At 55.8% G+C, this 23,730-nt stretch carries 22 protein-coding genes; 13 read left to right on the top strand and 9 right to left on the bottom strand.

Annotated features, from left to right (window positions below; all coding sequences use genetic code 11):
• Nucleotides 1-102: 102 nt before the first annotated feature.
• From rpsF to WFN75_RS14415, 5 genes are all read left to right on the top strand, one after another.
• Nucleotides 103-498 carry a 30S ribosomal protein S6 gene (gene rpsF / locus WFN75_RS14435; protein WP_040077485.1) on the top strand — a complete coding sequence of 132 codons (396 nt, stop codon included), beginning with the start codon at nucleotides 103-105 and terminating at the stop codon, nucleotides 496-498.
• A gap of 6 nt (nucleotides 499-504) precedes the next feature.
• Nucleotides 505-819 (top strand): primosomal replication protein N, encoded by a 315-nt coding sequence (gene priB, locus WFN75_RS14430; RefSeq protein ID WP_006178996.1) that lies wholly within the window; start codon nucleotides 505-507, stop codon nucleotides 817-819.
• A gap of 4 nt (nucleotides 820-823) precedes the next feature.
• On the top strand, nucleotides 824-1,051 hold the full coding sequence (rpsR, locus tag WFN75_RS14425) for a 30S ribosomal protein S18 (protein WP_000135199.1): 228 nt from the start codon (nucleotides 824-826) through the stop codon (nucleotides 1,049-1,051).
• 41 nt (nucleotides 1,052-1,092) lie between these two features.
• Complete coding sequence (gene rplI / locus WFN75_RS14420; protein WP_040077484.1) at nucleotides 1,093-1,542, top strand: 50S ribosomal protein L9; 450 nt, start codon at nucleotides 1,093-1,095, stop codon at nucleotides 1,540-1,542.
• 150 nt (nucleotides 1,543-1,692) lie between these two features.
• Nucleotides 1,693-2,622 (top strand): EamA family transporter, encoded by a 930-nt coding sequence (locus tag WFN75_RS14415; protein WP_212478345.1) that lies wholly within the window; start codon nucleotides 1,693-1,695, stop codon nucleotides 2,620-2,622.
• Between the two features lie 42 nt (nucleotides 2,623-2,664).
• On the opposite strand, the gene WFN75_RS14410 is transcribed toward WFN75_RS14415, so the two are convergent.
• On the bottom strand, nucleotides 2,665-3,306 hold the full coding sequence (locus WFN75_RS14410; RefSeq protein ID WP_046886399.1) for a LysM-like peptidoglycan-binding domain-containing protein: 642 nt from the start codon (nucleotides 3,304-3,306) through the stop codon (nucleotides 2,665-2,667).
• Nucleotides 3,307-3,537: 231 nt separating this feature from the next.
• On the opposite strand from WFN75_RS14410, the gene fklB reads away from it, so the two are divergent.
• Together fklB and cycA are read left to right on the top strand one after the other, a co-directional pair.
• Nucleotides 3,538-4,158 carry an FKBP-type peptidyl-prolyl cis-trans isomerase gene (gene fklB / locus WFN75_RS14405; protein ID WP_040077480.1) on the top strand — a complete coding sequence of 207 codons (621 nt, stop codon included), beginning with the start codon at nucleotides 3,538-3,540 and terminating at the stop codon, nucleotides 4,156-4,158.
• A 307-nt stretch (nucleotides 4,159-4,465) separates the two neighbouring features.
• A complete protein-coding gene (gene cycA, locus WFN75_RS14400) occupies nucleotides 4,466-5,875 on the top strand; it encodes a D-serine/D-alanine/glycine transporter (protein ID WP_336996389.1) in 1,410 nt (469 codons plus the stop codon).
• A 61-nt stretch (nucleotides 5,876-5,936) separates the two neighbouring features.
• On the opposite strand, the gene ytfE is transcribed toward cycA, so the two are convergent.
• The gene (ytfE, locus tag WFN75_RS14395; RefSeq protein ID WP_336996388.1) at nucleotides 5,937-6,599 is read right to left on the bottom strand and encodes an iron-sulfur cluster repair protein YtfE; all 663 of its coding nucleotides are present in this window, start codon (nucleotides 6,597-6,599) and stop codon (nucleotides 5,937-5,939) included.
• 243 nt (nucleotides 6,600-6,842) lie between these two features.
• Between ytfE and WFN75_RS14390 the strand changes: the two genes are divergently transcribed.
• Nucleotides 6,843-8,492, top strand: a complete 1,650-nt coding sequence (locus tag WFN75_RS14390; protein ID WP_046886401.1) for a methyl-accepting chemotaxis protein — start codon at nucleotides 6,843-6,845, stop codon at nucleotides 8,490-8,492.
• 7 nt (nucleotides 8,493-8,499) lie between these two features.
• Here the strand turns inward: WFN75_RS14390 and WFN75_RS14385 are convergent, their stop codons facing one another.
• The 3 genes from WFN75_RS14385 to WFN75_RS14375 form a co-directional block, all read right to left on the bottom strand.
• Nucleotides 8,500-9,465 (bottom strand): DMT family transporter, encoded by a 966-nt coding sequence (locus tag WFN75_RS14385; RefSeq protein ID WP_336996444.1) that lies wholly within the window; start codon nucleotides 9,463-9,465, stop codon nucleotides 8,500-8,502.
• A gap of 75 nt (nucleotides 9,466-9,540) precedes the next feature.
• Entirely contained in the window at nucleotides 9,541-10,365 is an 825-nt protein-coding gene (locus WFN75_RS14380) for an AraC family transcriptional regulator (protein WP_207292871.1), read from the bottom strand.
• An 81-nt stretch (nucleotides 10,366-10,446) separates the two neighbouring features.
• Nucleotides 10,447-11,295 (bottom strand): SDR family oxidoreductase, encoded by an 849-nt coding sequence (locus WFN75_RS14375; protein WP_336996387.1) that lies wholly within the window; start codon nucleotides 11,293-11,295, stop codon nucleotides 10,447-10,449.
• Nucleotides 11,296-11,384: 89 nt separating this feature from the next.
• On the opposite strand from WFN75_RS14375, the gene WFN75_RS14370 reads away from it, so the two are divergent.
• Nucleotides 11,385-11,765: a winged helix-turn-helix transcriptional regulator gene (locus tag WFN75_RS14370; protein WP_040077471.1), complete on the top strand. Its 381-nt coding sequence runs from the start codon at nucleotides 11,385-11,387 to the stop codon at nucleotides 11,763-11,765.
• A gap of 33 nt (nucleotides 11,766-11,798) precedes the next feature.
• On the opposite strand, the gene WFN75_RS14365 is transcribed toward WFN75_RS14370, so the two are convergent.
• Entirely contained in the window at nucleotides 11,799-13,742 is a 1,944-nt protein-coding gene (locus tag WFN75_RS14365; protein WP_336996386.1) for a bifunctional 2',3'-cyclic-nucleotide 2'-phosphodiesterase/3'-nucleotidase, read from the bottom strand.
• A gap of 190 nt (nucleotides 13,743-13,932) precedes the next feature.
• Here WFN75_RS14365 and cysQ point away from each other — a divergent pair, with 190 nt between their 5' ends.
• Complete coding sequence (cysQ, locus tag WFN75_RS14360; RefSeq protein ID WP_212478339.1) at nucleotides 13,933-14,673, top strand: 3'(2'),5'-bisphosphate nucleotidase CysQ; 741 nt, start codon at nucleotides 13,933-13,935, stop codon at nucleotides 14,671-14,673.
• Here cysQ and WFN75_RS14355 read toward each other — a convergent pair.
• Nucleotides 14,667-15,224, bottom strand: coding sequence for a YtfJ family protein (locus WFN75_RS14355; RefSeq protein ID WP_040077468.1), 558 nt, complete (start codon nucleotides 15,222-15,224; stop codon nucleotides 14,667-14,669). The genes cysQ and WFN75_RS14355 overlap by 7 nt on opposite strands.
• A 328-nt stretch (nucleotides 15,225-15,552) precedes the next feature.
• On the opposite strand from WFN75_RS14355, the gene WFN75_RS14350 reads away from it, so the two are divergent.
• Complete coding sequence (locus WFN75_RS14350; RefSeq protein WP_012015808.1) at nucleotides 15,553-15,759, top strand: DUF1107 domain-containing protein; 207 nt, start codon at nucleotides 15,553-15,555, stop codon at nucleotides 15,757-15,759.
• Nucleotides 15,760-15,825: 66 nt separating this feature from the next.
• Here the strand turns inward: WFN75_RS14350 and WFN75_RS14345 are convergent, their stop codons facing one another.
• The gene (locus tag WFN75_RS14345; protein ID WP_207292873.1) at nucleotides 15,826-17,163 is read right to left on the bottom strand and encodes a hemolysin family protein; all 1,338 of its coding nucleotides are present in this window, start codon (nucleotides 17,161-17,163) and stop codon (nucleotides 15,826-15,828) included.
• Between the two features lie 193 nt (nucleotides 17,164-17,356).
• Nucleotides 17,357-17,998, bottom strand: coding sequence for a peptide-methionine (S)-S-oxide reductase MsrA (gene msrA, locus WFN75_RS14340; RefSeq protein ID WP_040077466.1), 642 nt, complete (start codon nucleotides 17,996-17,998; stop codon nucleotides 17,357-17,359).
• 223 nt (nucleotides 17,999-18,221) lie between these two features.
• On the opposite strand from msrA, the gene tamA reads away from it, so the two are divergent.
• Both tamA and tamB read left to right on the top strand, forming a co-directional pair.
• On the top strand, nucleotides 18,222-19,955 hold the full coding sequence (gene tamA / locus WFN75_RS14335) for an autotransporter assembly complex protein TamA (RefSeq protein ID WP_040077465.1): 1,734 nt from the start codon (nucleotides 18,222-18,224) through the stop codon (nucleotides 19,953-19,955).
• Nucleotides 19,952-23,728 carry an autotransporter assembly complex protein TamB gene (gene tamB, locus WFN75_RS14330; RefSeq protein WP_286808357.1) on the top strand — a complete coding sequence of 1,259 codons (3,777 nt, stop codon included), beginning with the start codon at nucleotides 19,952-19,954 and terminating at the stop codon, nucleotides 23,726-23,728. The genes tamA and tamB overlap by 4 nt, the downstream gene beginning before the upstream one ends.
• Nucleotides 23,729-23,730 lie beyond the last annotated feature (2 nt).

Here is a 23,730-nt window from a genome sequence, read left to right as displayed (position 1 = left end):
TATGACGCGTCAATTTTTCAGCCGACCTTTAACACGTTCCTTGCCTCCCCGGGCCTCGGCTGACCCAGACAGGAGGCTGAATAATCCGTAAGGAGCAATTCGATGCGTCATTACGAAATCGTTTTTATGGTCCATCCTGACCAGAGCGAACAGGTTCCGGGTATGATCGAACGCTACACTGGTGCAATCACTGCAGCAGAAGGCAAGATCCACCGTCTGGAAGACTGGGGCCGCCGTCAGCTGGCTTATCCGATCAACAAACTGCACAAAGCTCACTACGTTCTGCTGAACGTTGAAGCTCCGCAGGAAGCGATCGATGAGCTGGAAACTAACTTCCGCTTCAACGATGCCGTTATCCGCAGCATGGTTATGCGTACCAAAAACGCAGTGACCGAAGCATCTCCGATGGTTAAAGCGAAAGACGAGCGCCGTGAGCGTCGCGATGATTTCGCAAACGAAACCGCAGATGATTCTGATGCTGGGGATTCTGAAGAGTAATTTCTGATGACCAACCGTCTGGTGTTGTCCGGTACCGTGTGCAGGACCCCCCTTCGTAAGGTCAGCCCATCAGGAATTCCTCACTGCCAGTTCGTGCTTGAGCATCGTTCAGTGCAGGAGGAAGCCGGTTTTCACCGGCAGGCGTGGTGCCAAATGCCCGTTATTATTAGCGGACACGAAAACCAGGCCATTACTCACAGTATAACGGTCGGTAGCGCAGTAACCGTTCAGGGGTTCATCTCTTGCCACAAGGCAAAGAACGGCCTGAGCAAGATGGTTCTGCATGCCGAGCAGATTGATTTGATAGATTCTGGAGACTAGCCATATGGCACGTTATTTCCGTCGTCGCAAGTTCTGCCGTTTCACCGCGGAAGGCGTTCAAGAGATCGACTATAAAGATATCGCAACGCTGAAAAACTACATCACCGAAAGCGGTAAGATTGTCCCAAGCCGTATCACCGGTACTCGTGCAAAATACCAGCGCCAGCTGGCTCGCGCTATCAAACGCGCTCGCTACCTGTCCCTGCTGCCGTACACTGATCGTCATCAGTAATCGGGCACGGTCCATTAATACGACTTTAAGAGGATAAGGTAATGCAAGTTATTCTGCTTGATAAAGTAGCAAACCTGGGCAGCCTGGGTGATCAGGTAAATGTTAAAGCGGGCTACGCTCGTAACTTCCTGGTTCCACAGGGTAAAGCTGTTCCAGCTACCAAGAAAAACGTAGAGTTTTTCGAAGCACGTCGTGCTGAACTGGAAGCCAAACTGGCTGACGTTCTGGCGGCTGCTAACGCTCGCGCTGAAGAAATCAACGCACTGGGCACCGTTACCATCGCGTCTAAAGCTGGCGACGAAGGTAAACTGTTCGGTTCCATCGGTACCCGCGATATCGCTGATGCAGTTTCTGCAGCAGGCGTTAAAGTGGCTAAGAGCGAAGTTCGTCTGCCGAACGGCGTTCTGCGTACCACTGGTGAGCACGAAGTTGACTTCCAGGTTCACAGCGAAGTATTCGCTAAACTGGTTGTTAACGTAGTAGCTGAGTAATTTTTTACTCTGCTCACGTCGAAGCGCCGGCCTTGTGCCGGCGTTTTGCTTTTTAGCGTCACGTACCACGCTTTAGCGCTTTAAGGGTCGCTATTCTCTGCGCATTCTCAGATAATAAAATGAAACGCGATTTTATTTATGAGATCTGTCATGGATACCCCTCTGCCCACGCCCGTCTTTGCCCGCAAAAATGTTGCCTATGCCTGCGCGACCCTCTGCTGTCTGCTGTGGGGAAGCTCCTACCCGGCCATTAAAAGCGGCTATGAACTCTTCCAGATTGCGACCGACGATATCCCTTCTAAGGTGGTGTTCGCTGGCTATCGTTTTCTCTTTGCTGGCCTGCTGCTGTTGCTCTTTGCGCTGGCGCAGCGCAAACCGATCGCCCGCCTGAGCCCACGCCAGTTTGGACAGCTCTCTCTGCTTGGCCTGACGCAGACCACTATTCAGTACATCTTCTTTTACGTAGGGCTGGCGTTCACCACCGGTGTTAAAGGCTCGATCATGAACGCCACCGGCACTTTCTTTAGTGTGCTACTGGCGCACTTTATCTACCACAACGATAAACTCAGCTATAACAAGACGCTCGGCTGTATCCTGGGTTTTGCCGGGGTGATGCTGGTGAACTTCAGTAGCGGCCTGCAGGATTTTAGCTTCGTCTGGCACGGTGATGGTTTTGTGGTGCTGGCCGCCTTTATCCTCTCCGCCGCCACGCTGTATGGCAAACGCATCTCACAAACCGTGGATCCGACGGTAATGACCGGCTGGCAGCTGGCGATCGGCGGTGCGGTTTTGTTAGCGGGAGGGTATGCGACGGGCGGTACGCTGGAGTTACATAGCTTCAGTGCGCTGGCGATTCTGGGATATTTAACCTTGCTCTCCTCGGTCGCCTTTGCGCTCTGGAGCGTGCTGCTGAAGGTGAACCGCGTCAGTATGATCGCCCCCTTTAACTTTGTGGTGCCAGTGGCCGGGACGTTGCTCTCAGCCCTGTTCCTTGGGGAGAACATCCTGGAGATCAAATACGCCGTGGCGCTGGTGCTGGTCTGTTCGGGGATTTGGTGGGTCAACAAGCGTAGCGCATAAGGCGCTGGCGGCCGGGCGGCGAATTGCGCCCGGCCTGAGGCGTTATTTCACGCGTAAAAACGAGCCGTCCGGCTGGCGGGTAAACAGCACTTGCTGGCCATTCCCTGCGTCAATCGTCAGCCCTGTCACCACGCCGCTGGCGTTCTGACGAATCTGTACCATCTGACCATTCTGCAGGTTACTCAGCGGCTTACCTGCCCCCTCTACCTGTGCCATGGAATAGACATCGGTTGGCGGTAAATTATGGTCGCGGAATAGCTGCGCCAGGGTTTTACCCGGCTCTATCCGGTAGCTGCGCCACTGCTGATCAATGCCGGTCGCCTGCTGCGGCTGAGAGGTCGCCGGCGCTGCCGCCTGCTCCTGCGGCTGTTCTTCCTGAATCGGCTCGGGCTCTGCCGGTGCGACCAGCCCCGGATCGTTCGACGGCGTCACCAGCTGGGTTTGCATCGGCTGGCTCTCCGACTGAGGTTGCGATTGCGACTGCATATCAAGCTGTGCGTCCCGGCTCACTGGCGTTGTATCGCCATCGTCACCGGAGGGCAGCAGGAATCCGATAATCATCAGCAGCAGGCCGAGTATGATGCCCCGACGGTGCATCGGCGGCAGCGGGTCCATGAGGCGAAGATCGTCCGGCGCATGCCAGATCCTCGCCAGGGTAGGTTTCAGTTCAAATCGCCCGGGCATGGCTCTCCTCCTGCTCCGCGTCTTTAATCCTGTTCCGGGAAGTATAGTTTGCTAACTGCCTGAAGGGCGTAGCAAAGTGGGCTTCCGTGACACACATTCGGGAATAATCCTGATCCACGCTATTGTTTCTGTTTCGCCGCGATTTGTCATCTTTACTTAAGACAAAGTTTTACCCGTCGGAGCGTGGCTGCTATGCTGCCCGCTACTTTAAATGTGATGGAAGGAAAACCCATGACCACCCCGACTTTTGACACAATCGAAGCGCAGGCGAGCTACGGTATCGGTTTGCAGGTAGGCCAGCAGTTGAGCGAATCTGGTCTGGAAGGACTGTTACCTGAAGCGCTGGTGGCGGGTATTGCCGACGCGCTGGAAGGCAAGCAGCCTGCCGTGCCGGTAGATGTGGTGCACCGTGCGCTGCGCGAAATCCACGAGCGTGCTGATGCCGTACGTCGTGCGCGTTTCGAAGAGATGGCGGCAGAAGGCGAGAAGTACCTGCAAGAGAACAGCCAGCGTGAAGGCGTGAACAGCACCGAATCCGGCCTGCAGTTCCGTGTTATCACCCAGGGCGAAGGCGCTATCCCGGCACGCACTAACCACGTTCGCGTTCACTACACCGGTAAACTGATCGACGGCACCGTTTTCGACAGCTCCGTTGCCCGTGGTGAACCGGCTGAATTCCCGGTTAACGGCGTGATCCCCGGCTGGATTGAAGCGCTGACCCTGATGCCGGTAGGTTCTAAATGGGAACTGACTATTCCGCAGAACCTGGCCTATGGTGAGCGTGGCGCAGGCGCGTCTATTCCGCCATTCAGCACCCTGGTCTTCGAAGTCGAGTTACTGGAAATCCTGTAATCGTCATGCGTTTTTCCTCTCCCTCCGCGGGAGGGGAAAATAGCGTAAAAACCTATAGTTAGAACTTAATCAACATTTAATGTTGCAAACGCGAATTTTGAGTGTATTTTTGTGAGCTGTTTCGCGCTGTATGAGTGATATGACACTCACTTTCAACATATTATTAACATAATATCTAAATCATAGTATTCATCCCGCCGAATCTTACCTAATATCGATGAGTCCTTAACAAGGGGTCGTCGCATTTTGACGCAATAAAAGGCCAGAAGAGCCTAAACAACACAGACAGGCAATACAGGAAAATTACATGGTAGATCAGGCAAAAGTCATTGCTACAGAAGAGGCATCGACTGAACAATCGCTTCGGCGAAATCTTACAAACCGTCATATACAGCTTATTGCCATCGGTGGTGCTATTGGTACCGGGCTGTTTATGGGCTCCGGTAAAACCATCAGTCTTGCCGGGCCGTCGATCATCTTTGTCTATATGATCATCGGTTTTATGCTGTTTTTTGTGATGCGTGCGATGGGCGAATTGCTGCTCTCGAACCTCGAGTACAAATCTTTTAGCGACTTCGCTTCCGACCTGTTAGGGCCGTGGGCGGGCTATTTTACCGGCTGGACTTACTGGTTCTGCTGGGTAGTTACCGGCATGGCCGATGTGGTCGCCATCACGGCCTATGCGCAGTTCTGGTTCCCCGGACTGTCGGACTGGGTTGCCTCGCTGGCGGTGATTGTGCTGCTGCTGGGTCTGAACCTCGCGACCGTGAAGATGTTCGGTGAGATGGAGTTCTGGTTTGCGATGATCAAGATTATCGCCATCGTGGCGCTGATCGTGGTCGGGCTGGTGATGGTGCTGACGCACTTCCAGTCACCAACCGGCGTTGAAGCCTCCTTCGCGCATCTGTGGAATGACGGCGGCTGGTTCCCGAAAGGGATTAGCGGCTTCTTCGCAGGGTTCCAGATAGCGGTCTTTGCCTTTGTGGGCATTGAGCTGGTGGGTACCACCGCCGCAGAGACCAAAGACCCGGAGAAATCCCTGCCGCGCGCGATCAACTCTATTCCGATCCGTATCATTATGTTCTACGTATTCGCGCTGATCGTGATTATGTCGGTCACCCCGTGGAGCTCGGTGGTGCCAACCAAGAGCCCGTTTGTCGAACTGTTCGTGCTGGTGGGTCTGCCGGCGGCGGCGAGCCTGATTAACTTCGTGGTCCTGACCTCTGCGGCCTCATCCGCGAACAGCGGCGTCTTCTCCACCAGCCGTATGCTGTTCGGCCTGGCGCAGGAGGGGGTGGCCCCGAGCGCCTTCGCTAAGCTCTCTAAACGCGCTGTGCCGGCGAAAGGCTTGACCTTCTCCTGCATCTGCCTGCTGGGCGGCGTGGTCATGCTGTATGTGAACCCAAGCGTTATTGGCGCCTTCACCATGATCACCACCGTGTCGGCGATTCTGTTTATGTTCGTCTGGACGATCATTCTCTGCTCGTACCTGGTGTACCGCAAACAGCGTCCGGAGCTGCATGCCGCCTCCAAATACAAGATGCCGCTGGGCAAACTGATGTGCTGGGTCTGTATGGCGTTCTTTGTCTTCGTGCTGGTATTGCTGACGCTGGAAGATGATACCCGTCAGGCGCTGATTGTTACGCCGCTTTGGTTCATAGTTCTGGGGCTGGGCTGGATTTTCATCGGCAAGAAACGCATGGCAGGTGTGCGTTAAAAAAGGCCACCTGCGGGTGGCCAAACTAAACACTCTATCAAGGCGCTTTCAGGCGCCTTTTTTATTCGCCTGCGAGGGCACGCGGGAACAAGACGTTGTTTTCCAGACTGATGTGCTCCATCAGATCGTCAATCATTTCGTTAATACCGTTGTACATGGCGCGCCAGGTTGTACAGGCATCAGCAGGCGGCGTAACGTTATTGGTGGTGTGTTTGATCACTTCCAGCAGCTCGCCGGCTTCATCGTGTTCGCTCTCCATCACGCTGATTGGCCCCATCGCCTGGCTGCCCATCCCTTGTTTAATCATCGGAAAGAGGATCTGCTCTTCTTTCATCATATGGCTGGAGAGTTCCTGGTGCAGCATGGTCAGGTATTTGGCCAGCCCGCGCGGTACAGAGGCTTTGTCCGCATGCACGCGTTCTACTTTAGTTGCCTGCAGAATTAGCTCCGGCAGCTGTTCACGGTGGCGGTCATGGTATCGCACGATGATATGGTCGATGATCTCTGCCAGCGGGGCGCTGCGCCAGTCTTTATCGACAGGCTGCTCGGCCAGTTCCGCCAGCTCGCTCTCGATAACCTCCACGTCCAGCGCCTTACGGGAGGCGGCACGCGCCAGCGTTTGCTTACCGCCACAGCAGTAATCCATATCATATTTGCGGAACAGCGCCGAGGCGCGTGGGACTGAGAGCGCAAGCTCACCTAAAGGTTGGTCGCGGAAGGCCATGGAAGTTACCTCGTCATCAGGAATATAAGGTGCATTTTAAATACATCTTTTATCGCAGGCTATAACCCTTTAGAGGAAGGGGTAAAAAAGAGAGTTAGATCACAAAAAAATACCGGTTTTAACTCCTTGAATGAATGCAGGAAACCAGTTTAGAAACTTTTTAAAGGCGTAGAGAGCGTAAATAAGCGGCGGAGGTTGCCGATATACCCTCCCAGACAATACCTGCAAATATAAAGGCTACGCATGTTTAAACGAATAAAAGTCATTACCCTGCTGATTTCAGTGCTGCTGGCACTCGGGATCATACAGCTGATCTCTGCGGGCATTTTTATCAATGCCCTGAACAACGATAAAGAAAACTTCACGGTTTCTCAGGTCTCCAGCCAGAACGTGGCAGAGTTTACTGACGCGTGGATCAGCCTCAATCAGGCTCGCGTGACGCTGAACCGCGGCATGCTCCGTCTGCAAAGCAGCGTAGCGACGCAGATCAACGGCGGGCAGCTGAATGAGCTGGTCAGCACAGCGAAAAATCTGCTGGCAGATGCCCAGGCCCATTACGACAAATACTATGCGTTGCCGGAAACGCCGGGTCTGGATGACAAGCTGTCCAGCCAGCTGGAAGAGCAGTACCGCATCTACTCCGCGACTCTGGCGCAGATGAACGTTCTGCTGGCGCAGGGCAACCTGGAAGAGATGTTCAAACAAAACGCGGAGCAGAAGCAAACCGCGATGCAGAAAGTCTACCGTGAATGGCGTGAGGCGCAGGCCGCGCTTACCGACAAGGGAATTAAGGATAACGAGAGCGACTATAAGCGCATCCTGTGGATCCTCTCTACCATGATGGCGCTGGTCATCGCGACGATTATTTCCAGCTGGATTGCGATGCGCCGCGTGCTGTTGCTGCCGCTGCAGGACGTGATTGATCATATCCGTGCTATTGCGGCGGGTGATTTGACCCAGTCTATCGATCCGTCAGGTAAAAACGAGATGGCGGTGCTGGCACGCAATGTACACGAGATGCAGACCTCGCTCTCTCGCACCGTTGGTGTGGTACGTGAAGGTGCCGATACCATTTATACCGGTGCGGGCGAAATCTCTGCGGGCAGTAACGATCTCTCTTCCCGTACTGAGCAGCAGGCTGCCTCTCTGGAAGAGACCGCCGCCAGCATGGAGCAGCTGACCGCAACGGTGAAGCAGAACGCCGACAACGCACGTCAGGCTTCCCGACTGGCACTGGACGCCTCCTCTACCGCGAAAAAAGGCGGCAGCGTGGTGGAAGGCGTGGTGCGCACCATGGATGAGATTGCCACCAGCTCCAGCAAAATTGCGCAGATCACCAACGTGATTGACGGCATCGCGTTCCAGACCAATATCCTGGCTCTGAACGCCGCGGTAGAAGCCGCCCGTGCGGGTGAGCAGGGTCGCGGTTTTGCGGTTGTCGCCGGGGAAGTACGTACGCTGGCAAGCCGTAGCGCTCAGGCAGCAAAAGAGATCAAAGCCCTGATCGATGACTCTGGCGAGCGCGTCAGCGCAGGCTCGGCGTTAGTCAATGAAGCCGGCACGACCATGGCGGAGATCGTCAATGCCGTGACGCGCGTCACCGACATTATGGGCGAAATCGCCTCGGCGTCTGATGAGCAGAGCCGTGGCATTGACCAGGTAGGTCAGGCGGTTGCCGAAATGGATCGCGTGACTCAGCAGAACGCCTCGCTGGTAGAGGAGTCTGCCGCCGCCGCCGCCGCGCTGGAAGAACAGGCCGCACGTCTGAACGAAGCCGTGGCGGTATTTAAAATCGCCCGCGGTCAGACGCTGAAAACCCCAGCCACCAAAGCCGCTACGCCGAAGGCAAAACCGGTTGCCACGGTTTCTGAAGCGAACTGGGAAACCTTTTAATCGCTAATTAGCCTTGCGAAACCGGAACGACCGTTGGTTTTTCCGGTTTCGCGCTTACCGCAACCACCACGCCCACTACCAGCAACGCGATCCCGCCCAGCGTCAATAATGGCGGCAAACTCTGGCGCATCAGGAAGGTATAGAGTAACCCCGCCAGCGTCTCAAAAACGATTAACGGGCCGAGGATCACCGTTGGCAACTTCTGGCTGGCGACGTTCCAGCACAGCGCACCGACCCAGGAACAAAGCACCGCAATCGCCACCATTAGCCCTACAAACAGCCCCGGCCGGGGTCCAAACGGCAGGTCAAACGCCGGCAGTTCGACATTCAGCCACAGGCAAGCCGCGATATAGCCCAGCAATGAGACCGGTAGCGTCACCAGCGCCTGCGCAGTGGCCCACATCATCGGATGTTTATCCGGGTTCTCCCGCAGCCAGCGGGCATTGCGTAGGGCATACCACGCCCAACAGACCACCGACAAAAACGCCAGGATGATGCCAGAGACGTAACGCCAACCGCTGGCGTTTACCAGACCATGTCCCAGCTCGGCGACGTTGACACACACCAGCCCCAGCGCAATACAGATCAGCGCCGGCACCATTTTCGACCATGCCAGTTTGCCATCGCGCTGGCTATATAGAAGATTGGCGAAGACCGGGATCACCACCGGCAAGGTGCCAATGATCATGGTCGAGACCGGCGCCCCGGTGCGCTGAATGGCGCTTGCCAGGCAGAGGTAATAGATCAGGTTGCCCATCATGGTGAGGGCGAGGGCGGTGAGCCAGTCCCGGCGGGTAAGTTGGCGCAGGCGGGTGCGTCCCAGCCAGGCGAGCGGTAGGGCGATTAACCCCAGCGCCAGGTAACGCCCCATCGACTGCAGCATCGCCGGGTATTCGGGTACGATTAACGGGCCGACAAAAATCAGCCCCCACATCAAGCCTGCAAGCAGGGCATACAACACACCGCTAATCATTTTGTTATCCACATCTTAGAAACCTGCGGTAAGTGTAGAAAGGGAGGCGCGGAGAGTATTGTACGAGGTTGCGCATTAACGCCTCGCCACCTGCTTCTGATAGCGAACCGGGGTGATGCCATAACGGCGGGTAAAGGCCCGGGTCAGGTGCGATTGATCGGTTAAACCGGTGGCGGCGGCCACTTCAGCGGCGGGCATGCCGTGGGTAAGAAAAGCCTTGGCGCGCCACAGGCGAATGGCCATCAGCATCTGGTGCGGGGTGACGTGAAAATGGGCCTTAAACTGGCGCTGGAAATGATACGGGCTGAGCGCCACCACCTGCGCCAGTTCGTCCAGGGTCAGGGCGTGCATATAGTTGTCGTGCAGATATTCACGCACTCGCTCAAATCGGTGCGCCCCCTCCTGAATCTGCGGGGCATGGCGTGCCAGCGGCTGGAAGGTCTCAATCAGATCCAGCAGAAACCCTTTCTGAGCCAGCGGATCGTCGGTATGCCACAGGGCGTAGATAAGCTGGCCGATTTGCCGGGAGCGTAGCGGATCGTAACGGGTAACATCGCTAAACCACCAGTGACGTACGCCGGTTACCTCTTCCAGCAGGTCGGGTTCAAGATAAACCATACGGTAACGCCAGCCGCCATCGGTCGCGGACTCGCCGGTATGGATCTCATCCGGGTTCATGGTGACGACAGATTTCTCAGGGGCGAGGTAGTGGGAGCCGCGATAACGAAAGCGCTCGGCACCGGTTTCGATAGTGCCGATACCAAAGGCTTCATGGGTATGGGGTTCAAAGGCATAGCGGGAGATATGGGCATGGTAAAGCTCCACGCCAGGTAGCTGCGCCAGATGGCGAAAGCGGGCGCTGTCTCTCTCATCAATAAACTGTTCAGGTACGCCTTGCACAGCCACACTCCTCACGGGTCATCCTTTCATTATCAGAGATGACCCGTGGGGATGCTACAAAAAATAACCTGTCTTTAACAATTACAGAATCGCTTTGACGCTCTCCGCCAGCGGCGTGGTCGGGCGGCCAATCAGCGCACTCAGGGTATGGCTGTCGTCAAATAGGCCCCCTTTTGAAGCGCCTGTGTCAGAGTCTGCCAGCATCTCCGCCAGCCCGGCCGGAAGACCCACGCTCTTCAGCGCGGCAGAAAAATCGGCTTCGCTAAGATTCTGGTACTTCACGCTCTTCCCGCTCTGTTTGCTCAGTTCGGCCGCCAGTTCGCTCAGGGTCCAGGCGTTATCACCCGCCAGTTCGTAGACTTTTCCGGCATGGCCCTCTTCGGCGATCACTTTGGCTGCGGCCGCTGCGTAATCTGCACGGGTGGCAGAGGCGATTTTGCCATCGCCCGCTGAGCCAATAAACACGCCATGCTCCAGGGCAGGCGGCGCGCTGGCAAGATAGTTTTCGGTATACCAGCCGTTACGCAGCAGGGTGAACGGAATACCCGATTCGGCCAGCGCTTTTTCGGTGGCGACGTGCTCAACGTGCAGGCCCAGTGGGGAGGTGTCAGCATGCAGCAGACTGGTATAGGCAATAAATTTCACGCCCGCCGCTTTGGCGGCGTTAATGACGTTCTGGTGTTGTGGTGCGCGCTGGCCCACTTCGCTGGAGGAGATCAGCAGCAGCTTCTCTACGCCCTGCAGCGCGGAGGTGAACGCCGCCTGGTCGGCGTAATCTGCCTGACGCACGTCAATACCTTGCTGGCTCAGGACCCCGGCTTTCGCCGGATTACGCACAATCGCCACAATTTGACTGGCTGGAACGGTTTTCAACAGCTGTTCGATAACATGGTGGCCAAGCTGGCCGGTAGCACCGGTAATTGCGATCATGATGAAGATCCTTCGTTTCAGGAGAGTGTTATGGCACACTAGCATCAAAGCTAACTTTTAGTAAGTACGTACAAAAAGGTAAGTATCAAATGGGTCAACAAACGCTCACCGAGCAAATGCGTGATGGCAATCTGTTTGCCGAACAGTGTCCGTCGCGAGAGGTGCTTAAGCACGTTACCAGCCGCTGGGGTGTTTTGATTCTGGTGGCGCTGCGTGAAGGGACCCACCGTTTTAGCGATCTACGACGCAAAATGGGGGGCGTCAGCGAAAAGATGCTCGCGCAGTCACTGCAGGCGCTGGAGCAGGACGGCTTTCTCAATCGGGTGTCGTTTCCGGTAGTGCCTCCGCATGTGGAGTACAGCCTGACCCCGCTGGGGAGTGAGGTGAGTGAGAAGGTGGCCGCACTGGCCGACTGGATTGAGCTGCATACCCCGGAGGTGATCGGCAACCGGGAAGGGCGCGCAGCCTGAACCCCGGCAGCATAACGCTGCCGGGACAGGGCATTACTTACTTAAATCCAGCTGATAGAGGGCAAAGCCGATCTCGTCATTGCCGACTTTATACATCGGATACTGGGCTTTCTCTTTAATGAATGCCGCCGCTTTGTCCGACGGTGAGGTTTCAAAGCGAATATCCAGCTTCACATCGCTGTGAATCGGAGCCAGGCGCCAGTTGTTGTCGGCGGCCGGATGGATTGCACCCGACTGCTTCGACTGTTCGCCAATCCACGCCGCCAGTACCGAGCGATTCTCATCCGGTGAAGCAAAGGCGATATGGCTATCGCCCGTTCCGGCAAATTTCCCGCCGTAGGCACGGTAGTTATTGGTGGCGACCAGGAAAGTGGCATTGGGATCGATTGGCTTGCCATTAAAGGTCAGATGCGTAATACGCTCTGCCTGCGGGTTAATGGTCTGGCATTCGCCGTCATATTTCGCTGGCTGAGTCACATCAATCTGGTAATCCACCCCATCGATCACGTCGAAGTTATAGGTGCGGAAACCGTCCCAGTTAATCAGAGACTGCGGTTTTGTGCTGGTCGGGTCAATCTGGTTAAACTGCCCGGCAGAGCACTCCAGCCACTCCTTCACCTCTTTGCCGGTGGCTTTTACCACCACAAGGGTGTTGGGATAGAGATAGAGATCGGCGGCATTGCGGAAGGTGAGCTGGCCTTTTTCCACCTCAACGTAACTGGCCGGGTCGTTTTTACGCCCGCCCACTTTAAACGGCGCGGCGGCAGAGAGCACCGGCAGCTTCGCGAGGTCCGGGTCGCCCTGAATAAAGCGCTCGGTATAAGCTTTTTGCGCCATGTTCACCACCTGCACGGTGGGGTCGTCCTGCACCAGTGCCAGGAAGCTGTACATATTGTCGGAGGATTTCCCCACCGGCTTGCTAACGAACTCGCGGGTCGCGTCGTGATCGTGCTTCAGTACCTGCACCAGATCCTTATCTTCGCCTACCAGCGCCTTTTTCGCGGCGGCATCGTAGATGGGGCGCGCTTCCGCTTTCGAGGTGGTGACCTGCCATTTACCGCTGTCGTTATTCAGCACCAAATCCACCACCCCCAGGTGATCGCCCCACATCCCCGGCATGACGGCCGGAATGCCGTTCAACGTCCCTTTGGCGATGTCCGCCCCTTTAATACTGGCGAAATCTTTCCCCGGGAAGACCGCGTGCGCGTGACCAAACAGGATGGTGTCGACGCCCGGCACTTCGCTCAGGTAGTAAACCGAGTTCTCTGCCATCGCCTGGTACGGGTCGGCTGACAGCCCGGAGTGGGCGACTACCACCACCAGGTCGGCGCCTTTTTCGCGCATCTCCGGTACATATTTGCGCGCGGTTTCGGTGATGTCATTCACCGTAACTTTGCCGCTCAGGTTGGCTTTATCCCAGGTCATGATCTGCGGTGGGACAAAACCGATATAGCCAATCTTCAGGGTCTGCTTTTTGCCATCCTGATCGACCACCTCAGTCTCTTTAATCAGGTAGGGGGTAAACAGCGGCTTTTGGGTCTTAACATCGATGATATTGGCATTAACGTACGGGAATTTGGCGCCAGCGAGGGCCATATGCAGGTAGTCCAGCCCGTAGTTGAACTCATGATTCCCGAGGTTGCCTACGGCGTAATCAAGGGTGTTCAGGGCCTTATAGACCGGGTGAATATCCCCTTTTTTCAGCCCTTTTGCCGCCATGTAATCACCGAGCGGACTACCCTGAATTAAGTCTCCGTTGTCGACCAGTACGCTATTTTTCACTTCGCCACGGGCGGCGTTGATCAGGCTTGCGGTACGTACCAGACCAAATTTCTCTGTCGGGGCATCTTTGTAGTAATCGAAGTCCATCATGTTACTGTGCAGATCGGTGGTTTCCAGAATACGTAGATCTACCGTCGCTGCCTGTACACTCGCGGCAATCAGCGTCGCCAGGAGCGTTGCACTAAACTTAATCATTGAGGGGTCCTTTTTTTCGATCCAGGCCACAAAAGAATATGTATGTATATTTTTTTGCTTACAGAATTGTGAATCCTGCCAGAAAAAAGGACCGCGAAACCGGAATTGCTTCACAGATAGCGGATTTATTCACAATACGATATAAATAAAACAATGAGTTATACCCACTGTGATAACAAAGAGGTGGAGAATGTTAGATAAAATTTGTCAGCTCGCACGGGAGGCGGGGGATGCCATCATGCAGGTCTATGATGGCAAGGTGCCGCTCGATGTCGTGAGCAAAGTGGATGACTCGCCGGTGACGGCGGCGGATATTGCGGCGCATAGCGTGATTCTACAAGGCCTGCAGGCGCTGACGCCGGAAATCCCGGTACTCTCTGAAGAGGCACCGCAAAGCTGGGATGAACGCCAGCACTGGCAACGCTACTGGCTGGTGGATCCGCTGGATGGGACGAAAGAGTTCATCAAGCGTAATGGTGAGTTCACCGTCAATATCGCCCTGATTGAAAAGGGTAAAGCGGTGCTCGGCGTGGTATATGCGCCGGTGCTGAAGGTGATGTACAGCGCGGCTGAAGGCAAGGCATGGAAAGAAGAGTGCGGCGTGCGCAAGCAGATTCAGGTGCGGGATGCCAGGCCGCCGCTGGTGGTGATCAGCCGTTCGCACAGCGACAACGAACTGCAGGAGTACTTGCAACAGCTGGGTGAGCATCAGACCACGTCCATTGGCTCGTCGCTGAAGTTCTGTCTGGTGGCAGAAGGGCAGGCACAGCTCTATCCCCGCTTCGGGCCAACCAACATCTGGGATACTGCCGCAGGCCATGCGGTGGCCGCCGCCGCCGGCGCGCATGTTCACGACTGGCAGGGTAAGCCTCTCGACTATACCCCGCGTGAATCGTTCCTTAACCCGGGGTTCCGGGTGTCGCTCTATTGATCGAGCAACTTGTGCAGCAGGGCAGTGACCTGCTGCACCTCATCCTGGCTTAAGCCTCCGTCTTTTGCCCACTGGATGCGTCCCGCTTTATCCAGCACCACAACCGCCGAGCCCTCCTCCTCTAACTGCCACGCTCCGCGTACCACGCCGTTGCTGTCCACGATGAACTGTGACCAGGGGTAGAGCTTTTTATTGCTCTCCAGGCTGCTGCGCACAAACATGCCGGAGCCGGGAATGGCATCATCGGTGTTGACAATGGTGGTCGTTTGATAGCGGTCATGTGGCAAATTTGCGGTCTTGATCGCTTCAATAAGTGTGGCATTTTTCTCTTTTGCGGAGGTGCGACCGGCAATATGCATGACAACTCTCACTTTTCCTGCGAGCTGCGCGCTATTCCAGCTTTTATAGCTAAACTTATTATTGTCGAGGATCAATTCTCCCCGGTCGGCAACGCCCACCGGCGGCACACGTTGCCCCTTTTCAAAATTATGTGCACTGGCCATCAGCGGAAGCATCAGGCAGGCGACTGCCAGAACGTTACGTAGGGTCATGGTTTTTCCTTTTTTATAAATTGCAGGTGATCCGACCACTTGGTCATACGTTTTTAATGATATGTGCGATCGTCTCTGTTTACCCGCAATCCCGGTGCCAGATTGCGGTGGAACGCACATAACTGGACAAAAACGACGGCTTATACTGCCTGTAGGTAAGCTTTGCAAAGAAAATTCTGAATAACTGTCATCAAAAGGTAAATAAACTTATGCACACTGGGTATCACTGATTTTCTGGTCTATAGTCATTGGGCATCAAAATTTGCGCTCTGGAAAGTCGGGCTGAATGTGGCACCGCAAGGGCGTATGATTCGCAGGAGATATTAAAATGAAAATTTTCCAACGCTACAATCCGCTTCAGGTAGCGAAATACGTAAAAATCCTGTTCCGTGGACGGTTGTATATCAAGGATGTTGGCGCTTTTGAGTTCGATAAGGGCAAGATCCTTATCCCAAAAGTGAAGGACAAACAGCACTATTCTGTGATGTCCGAAGTCAACCGTCAGGTTATGCGTCTGCAGACTGAGATGGCTTAACCAACGTGCTATGCAGTAATAAAGAAACGGCTCCCGATGGGAGCCGTTGATGTTTCTGGGACAGCGTTATTCCGACACTTTCTCTTGTGCATCCGGCAGCTTCGGTACCAGCACGGTCGGTTTGTTATCGATGCGGGTGACCAGCAGCTGATCGATACGGTAGTTGTCGATATCCACCACTTCGAATTTAAAGCCTGAGAACTTCACCGAGTCGGTACGTTTCGGGATCTTACGCAGCATAAACATCATAAAGCCGCCGATGGTCTCGTAGTTACCTGACTGCGGGAACTCATCAATGTCCAGAACGCGCATTACATCTTCAATCGGTGTGCCGCCATCGATCAGCCATGAGTTCTCGTCACGCTGAACAATCTGCTCTTCCAGCCCCTGGCCCACCAGGTCGCCCATCAGCGTGGTCATCACGTCGTTCAGCGTGATAATCCCCACCACCAGCGCATATTCGTTCATGATGACCGCGAAGTCTTCGCCCGCGGTTTTGAAACTTTCCAGCGCTTCAGAAAGGGTCAGGGTATCGGGAACGATCAGCGTATTGCGGATCTGCACGCCGCTGTTCAGCGCCAGGCTCTGGTTCGCCAGCACGCGGTTCAGCAGGTCTTTAGAGTCCACGTAGCCGATGATGTGGTCGATATCTTCATTACAGACCAGGAACTTAGAGTGAGGATGTTCCGCTACTTTTTGTTTCAGGCTCTGCTCGTCTTCATGCAGATCGAACCAAATCACGCTTTCACGTCCGGTCATAGAGGACGGCACGGTACGGGATTCCAGTTCGAACACGTTCTCAATCAGCTCGTGCTCCTGTTTACGCAACACGCCAGCCAGCGCACCCGCTTCGACCACCGCGTAAATATCGTCGGAGGTGATGTCATCTTTGCGCACCATCGGCAGTTTAAAGATGCGGAAAATCATATTCGCCAGGCCGTTAAAGAACCACACCAGCGGACGGAACACATACAGACAGAAGCGCATCGGGTTGATGATACGCAAAGCCACGGCTTCAGGCGCAATCATACCGATGCGTTTCGGTGTCAGGTCAGCGAAGAGAATGAACAGACCCGTCACCAGCGAGAACGAGAGAATAAAGCTCAACTGCTCTGAGAGTTCAGGCGAGAAGTACTTTGAGAAGAGAGTGTAAAAGACCGGGGAGAAGGCTGCATCGCCGACGATACCGCCCAGAATTGCTACCGCGTTAAGGCCAATTTGCACCACGGTAAAGAACATACCGGGGTTTTCCTGCATTTTTAAAACGCGATGTGCATTGATGTTACCGTCATCGGCAAGCAGTTTAAGTTTGATTTTACGGGATGCGGCCAGTGAAATTTCTGAAACTGAGAAAAATGCACTCACGGCAATCAGACAAAGTATTACTAAAATACTGTTTAACATATCTTATCCGGCTTTTCGCCAGATCCTCGGAAGGGAAGTTAAGTTTCGTTTGAAGAGATAGTGAAAACCGGTCCGAAGCGGTAGGCCGGTTGTTTCAGCGGCTAGTATAGCGTAAAGCACTGTAAACCCGCCAGAGATCACTTTTTGACCCAACCTTGCAGCAGGCAGGCAAGGTCGGGTCAAAGCAGAACAGTTAGGCCAGCTGAGGAGGCAGGCAGACACCAATACCGCCGATACCGCAGTAGCCGTACGGATTTTTGTGCAGGTACTGCTGATGGTCATCTTCCGCGTAGTAGAACGGCGTGGCCGTCGCGATTTCGGTGGTGACATGACGGGTATCATGGGCATCGATCATCGCTTGCTGGAAGCGTGCCAGGCTGTCACGTGCCGCGGCATCCTGCTCCGGAGTCAGCGGGTAGATCGCCGAGCGGTACTGCGTACCGTGGTCATTACCCTGGCGCATGCCCTGAGCGGGATCGTGATTCTCCCAGAAAACCTGCAGCAGTTGTTCGTAGCTGATCACTGCAGGATCGTACACTACGCGCACCGCTTCAGCGTGCCCGGTCTGGCCGGAGCAGACTTCGCGGTAGGTCGGATTAGGGGTATAGCCACCGCTGTAGCCCGCTGCGGTACTGTAGACGCCGGGCAACTGCCAGAAGAGGCGCTCAACACCCCAGAAGCAGCCCATGGCGAAGATCGCGATCTCCATGCCGTCCGGGACGTTAGTCATGGAGTGGCCGTTAACGGCGTGCAGGGTGGCGACAGGCATTGGGGTGTTACGTCCCGGTAATGCATCCGCCTGAGCAACAAGGTGCTTTTTATCAAATATACTCACGGTGTGGCCTCCGGGGTAAAGGTGTTGGGGTTAAGGTTGTCACGACGCGTTTAATTGAACACAATAATTACGCTGAATGAGTCTAGATTTAAACATAAGAAATATTAGGGTGCTCAGCCATTTTTCAACCCACTAAACGGGTTTTGGGCTCTATGCCGTGATACGCCGCGGAGCGGCACTTCAAATGCTTCCAGGGTGGAAACAAGGATATTCAGGAGAAAACGTGCCAAAGATCCGCCAGTTATGTTTGGTCAGTTTATTGCTGACAAGCGGAGTCGCCAGCGCGGCGAATGTCCGTTTGCAGGTTGAAGGGTTAACCGGTGCGCTGCAAAAAAACGTGCGAGCGCAGCTTTCGACCATCGAAAGTGATGAAGTCACGCCAGACAGGCGCTTTCGCGCACGCGTGGACGATGCCATTCGCGAAGGGTTAAAAGCGTTGGGTTATTACGAACCCACCATCGAATTTGATCTTCGCCCGCCGCCTGCGAAAGGGCGCCAGGTGCTAATTGCCCGCGTCTCGCCGGGCGAGCCGGTAAAAATTGGCGGCACCGACGTGGTGCTGCGCGGTGGAGCGCGTGACGATCAGGATTACATTAAGTTATTGCACGATCGGCCGGCTATCGGCACGGTGCTGAACCATTCCGACTACGAAGGTTTCAAAAAAGATCTCACCCGTGTCGCCTTGCGCAAAGGTTACTTCGACAGCCAGTTTAATAAGAGCCAGTTAGGCATCGCCCTGGACCGGCATCAGGCTTTCTGGGATATCGACTATGACAGCGGCCAACGCTACCGTTTTGGCGATGTCACCTTTGAAGGGTCGCAAATCCGCGACGAATACCTGCAAAACTTAATCCCCTTTAAAGAGGGGGATTTCTATGAGTCAAAAGACCTGGCCGAACTGAACCGGCGTCTCTCCGCTACCGGCTGGTTTAACTCAGTGGTGGTGGCGCCCGAATTCGACAAAGCTCGTCAGAGCAAGGTGTTACCGCTGCACGGCGTGGTCTCACCCCGTACCGAAAACACCATTGAAACCGGGGTAGGTTACTCCACGGACGTCGGGCCGCGCGTTAAAGCGACCTGGAAAAAACCGTGGATGAACTCCTACGGCCACAGCCTGACCACCAGCGCCAGCATCTCGGCCCCGGAGCAGCAGCTCGATTTCAGCTATAAAATGCCGCTGCTGAAAAACCCGCTGGAGCAATATTACCTGCTGCAGGGCGGGTTCAAGCGTACCGATCTGAACGACACCGAGGCAGACTCCACCACCCTTGCCATATCGCGCTACTGGGATCTCTCCAGCGGCTGGCAGCGGGCGATTAACCTGCGCTGGAGCCTCGATCACTTTACCCAGGCGAACGTGACTAACACCACGATGCTGCTCTACCCGGGGGTCATGATTAGCCGTACACGCTCCCGCGGCGGCCTGATGCCGACGTGGGGGGATTCTCAGCGTTACTCGGTGGATTACTCCAATAGCGCCTGGGGCTCGGACGTGGACTTTGTGGTCGTGCAGGCCCAGAACGCCTGGATTCGCACCCTCTACGATCGCCACCGCTTTGTGGTCCGCGGCAATCTGGGCTGGATCGAAACCGGCGATTTCGACAAGGTGCCGCCCGACCTGCGTTTCTTCGCCGGTGGTGACCGCAGTATTCGCGGCTATAAATACAAATCCATCGCGCCGGAAGATAACGAAGGCAAGCTGATCGGGGCCTCGAAGCTGGCCACCGGCTCGCTGGAGTATCAATACAACGTGACAGGTAAGTGGTGGGGGGCGACCTTCATCGACAGCGGCGAAGCGGTGAGCGACATTCGCCGTAGCGATTTTAAAACCGGCGCCGGGGTTGGCGTGCGCTGGGAATCGCCGGTGGGGCCGATCAAGCTCGACTTTGCCGTGCCGATAGGTGACAAAGACAACCACGATCTGCAGTTTTATATCGGTCTGGGGCCAGAATTATGAGTTTATGGAAGAAGATAAGCCTCGGCGTACTGATTTTTATTCTGTTGCTGCTGGGGACGGTGGCCTTCCTGGTGGGCACCACCAGCGGCCTGCATGTACTGTTTAAGGCGGCGAACCGCTGGGTACCGGGGCTGGAAATTGGCCAGGTGACCGGCGGCTGGCGCGATCTGCATCTGAAAAACGTGCGTTACACCCAGCCGGGCGTGGCGGTAAATGCGGGCGATTTTCACCTTGCGGTGAAGCTGGGCTGTTTGCGCGACAGCAAACTTTGCGTCAATGACCTCTCGCTTAAAGACGTCAACGTGGCGATTGATTCGAGCAAAATGCCGAAATCGGCGCCGCCAGAAGAGGAGGACAGCGGCCCGCTGAACCTCTCTACGCCGTATGAAATCGCCCTTTATCGGGTGGCGTTGAACAACGTTAACGTCAAAATCGACGATACCACGGTCTCGGTGATGGACTTCACGTCCGGCCTGCGCTGGCAGGAGAAAAACCTGACCCTGACCCCAACCTCGTTACAGGGGCTCTTGATTGCCCTGCCAAAAGTGGCCGACGTGGCGCAGGAAGAGATTGTCGATCCAAAAATTCAGAAGCCGCAGCCGGAGGAAAAACCGCTTGGCGAGACGCTGAAGGATCTCTTCTCAAAACCGGTTCTGCCGGAGATGACCGACGTTCATCTGCCGCTCAATCTTAACATCGAAGAATTTAAGGGCGAGCAGCTGCGCCTGACCGGTGACACCGACCTGACCGTCTTTAACATGCTGCTTAAAGTCAGCAGCATTGACGGCAACATGAAGCTCGATGCGCTGGATATCGACACCAACCAGGGGAGCGTAAATGCGACCGGTAATGCGCTGCTGCGTGATAACTGGCCGGTAAATATCACCCTTAATAGCGCCCTCAATATCGATCCGCTCAAAGGCGAGAAGGTGAAGCTGAAGGTAGGCGGTGCCCTGCGCGACCAGCTGGAATTTGGCGTTAATCTCTCTGGCCCGGTGGATATGGTGCTGCGCGGCCAGACCCGCCTTGCCGAAGCCGGCCTGCCGCTCAATCTGGAGCTGGTAAGCGAGCAACTCTACTGGCCATTCACCGGTGAGAAGCAGTACCAGGCCGATGATCTGAAGCTGAAGCTCAGCGGCAAAATGACCGATTACACCCTGTCGTTCCGCACGGCGGTGAAGGGCGAAGGTTTACCGCCCGCGACCATCACCCTTGATGCAAAGGGTAATGAGCAGCAGGTTAACCTCGATAAGCTCACCGTGGCGGCGCTGGAAGGCAAAACCGAACTGACGGCGCTCCTCGACTGGCAGCAGGCTATCAGCTGGCGCGGTGAGCTGAAGCTGGCAGGTATTAACACGGCAAAAGAGTTCCCGGAGTGGCCATCGAAGCTCGACGGGCTGATCAAAACGCGCGGCAGTCTGTACGGCGGGACCTGGCAAATGGACGTGCCGGAGATCAAGCTGGCCGGCAACGTGAAACAGAACAAGGTCAACGTTGATGGTTCCCTGAAGGGCAATAGCTATCTCCAGTGGACTATCCCGGGGCTGCACGTGGCGCTGGGACGTAATAACGCGGATATCAAAGGCGAGCTAGGGGTAAAAGACCTCAACCTCGACGCCACTATCGATGCGCCCAATCTGGATAACGCCCTGCCAGGGCTCGGCGGTACGGCCAAAGGACTGGTGAAAGTGCGCGGTACGGTAGAGGCGCCGCAGCTGCTGGCGGATATCACCGCCAATAACCTGCGCTGGCAAGAACTCTCCGTGGCCCGCGTGCGCGTAGAGGGCGACGTAAAATCCACCGATCAGATTGCCGGTAACCTGAACCTGCGCGTTGAGCGCATTGCTCAGCCGAGCGTCAATCTGAGTCTGGTGACCCTGGAGGCCAAAGGCAGCGAGAAACAGCACGATCTCCAGCTGCGGGTGCAGGGTGAGCCGGTTGCCGGCCAACTGCATCTGACCGGCAGCTTTGACCGTCAGGCGCAGCGCTGGAAAGGCACGCTGGATAACACCCGCTTTACCACCCCAGTGGGGCCGGTGGCGCTCTCCCGCTCTGTCGCGCTGGATTACCGCAACGCGGAACAAAAAATCAACATTGGCCCGCACTGCTGGACCAACCCGAACGCCGAGCTGTGTCTCCCTCAGGCCGTTGATGCCGGTGCCGAAGGTCGCGCGGTCGTGAATCTGAACCGCTTCGACCTGGCGATGCTGAAACCCTTTATGCCCGAGACGACGCAGGCGAGCGGCGTATTCAGCGGTAAAGCGGATGTGGCGTGGGATACCACCAAACCGGGCCTGCCGCAGGGGAGCGTGACGCTTGCCGGACGAAACGTGAAGGTATCGCAGGAGGTCAATGGCGCACCGCTGCCGCTGGACTTCAGTACGCTCAACCTGCGTGCCGATCTGCACAACAACCGCGCCCAGCTGGAGTGGTTAATTCGTCTGGTCAACAACGGCCAGCTCGATGGTCAGGTGCAGATAAGCGATCCACAGGGGCAGCGTAATCTGGGCGGCAACGTCAATATTCGCAACCTCAACCTGGCGATGGTCAACACCATCTTCTCACGCGGCGAAAAGGCGGCGGGGATGCTGAATGCCAACCTGCGCCTGGCGGGGAATGCGCAGAGCCCGCAGCTGTTTGGCCAGATGCAGCTGAACGGCGTGGACATCGACGGTAACTTTATGCCGTTTGATATGCAGCCAAGCCAGCTCGCGATGAACTTCAACGGCATGAGTTCGACGCTTGCCGGGGTCGTGCGCACGCAGCAGGGGCAGATCAACCTGAGCGGCGATGCGGACTGGAGCCAGCTTGATAACTGGCGCGCACGGGTGGCCGCGAAGGGCAGCAAGGTGCGTATCACGGTGCCGCCAATGGTGCGGCTGGATGTCTCGCCGGACGTGGTATTTGAAGCGACGCCGAGTCTCTTCACCCTCGATGGTCGTGTGGATGTGCCCTGGGCGCGAATCGTGGTGCATGACCTGCCAGAGAGCGCGGTGGGCGTCTCCAGCGACGAGGTGATGCTTGATAACAATCTGCAGCCCAAAGAGGCGCAGAGCGCGGGCATTCCGATTAACAGCAACCTGATAGTCCACGTAGGCAACAACGTGCGTCTGGATGCCTTTGGCCTGAAGGCCCGCCTTACCGGCGACCTGAAGGTAGCCCAGGATAAGCAGGGGCTGGGGCTTAACGGGCAGATCAATATTCCGGAAGGGCGCTTCCATGCTTACGGCCAGGATCTGCTTGTGCGTAAAGGCGAGCTGCTCTTCTCTGGTCCGCCGGACCAGCCGCTGCTGAATATTGAAGCGATCCGTAATCCGGAGTCGACAGAAAATGACGTGATTGCCGGGGTGCGGGTAACCGGCACCGCCGACGAACCGAAAGCGGAGATCTTCTCTGACCCGGCGATGTCGCAACAGGAAGCGCTCTCTTACCTGCTGCGCGGCCAGGGGCTGGACAGCAACCAGAGCGACAGTGCTGCTATGACCTCAATGTTAGTTGGCCTGGGGGTTGCACAAAGTGGGCAGGTTGTGGGTAAAATCGGCGAGACGTTTGGCGTAAGCAATCTGGCGCTGGACACCCAGGGGGTCGGTGACTCCTCGCAGGTGGTGGTCAGCGGCTATGTTCTGCCGGGTCTGCAGGTAAAATACGGTGTGGGGATCTTTGACTCCTTAGCGACTCTCACGTTACGCTATCGCCTGATGCCTAAGCTATATCTGGAAGCGGTGTCTGGCGTAGACCAGGCACTCGATCTGCTCTATCAGTTTGAGTTTTAGCA

The sequence above is a fragment of the Leclercia sp. UBA7405 genome (genome assembly GCF_037152215.1).
GTDB lineage: Bacteria > Pseudomonadota > Gammaproteobacteria > Enterobacterales > Enterobacteriaceae > Enterobacter > Enterobacter pneumoniae.
The sequence above is the reverse complement of the archived record's forward strand: the minus strand, read 5'-3'. Positions and strand labels throughout refer to the sequence as shown.